The organism is uncultured Shewanella sp., assembly GCF_947495455.1.
In the GTDB taxonomy this organism is placed as follows: domain Bacteria; phylum Pseudomonadota; class Gammaproteobacteria; order Enterobacterales; family Shewanellaceae; genus Shewanella.
In genome coordinates this window covers 1-632 of the sequence record NZ_CANLZC010000242.1, presented here as the reverse complement: position 1 = coordinate 632, position 632 = coordinate 1, and the positions used below count along the sequence as shown (strand labels likewise).

At 51.1% G+C, this 632-nt stretch carries 1 protein-coding gene; it reads left to right on the top strand.

Features of this window, described 5'->3' with window-relative positions; all coding sequences use genetic code 11:
* The coding region (locus tag Q0791_RS24950) for a hypothetical protein (RefSeq protein ID WP_299011959.1) at nt 1-632 on the top strand (632 nt) is incomplete at both ends.

Below are 632 nucleotides of genomic sequence, written 5' to 3'. Positions count from 1 at the left end.
ACTATTACAGGTTATGCCACCAGTGACACTGATAATATCGCTGGTGATGTCGTCAGCCTCTATACCGATATTAACGACCCTTCGACCTTTCTCGGTAGCGGCTCACTCAGCCTAAATGAAGACACTGGACGGCTGGAATACAACATTGAGGTCAGCGGCGACACCCTCTCTACAGCCGAGTCCGATAACGGTGAGTATACTGTCACCGCCTCCCTCACTGTGACCGATACCGCACAAAACACGACCACAGTCACGAAGACTGCCATGTATCAAGTCGATACCGTCATCCCTGAGGCTGACGTTTATATCACCTCCATCGCAGGCGATGACTGGATCAATCATGCCGAATCTGAGACCTCAGTTACTATTACAGGTTATGCCACCAGTGACACTGATAATATCGCTGGTGATGTCGTCAGCCTCTATACCGATATTAACGACCCTTCGACCTTTCTCGGTAGCGGCTCACTCAGCCTAAATGAAGACACTGGACGGCTGGAATACAACATTGAGGTCAGCGGCGACACCCTCTCTACAGCCGAGTCCGATAACGGTGAGTATACTGTCACCGCCTCCCTCACTGTGACCGATACCGCACAAAACACGACCACAGTCACGAAGACTGCCATGTA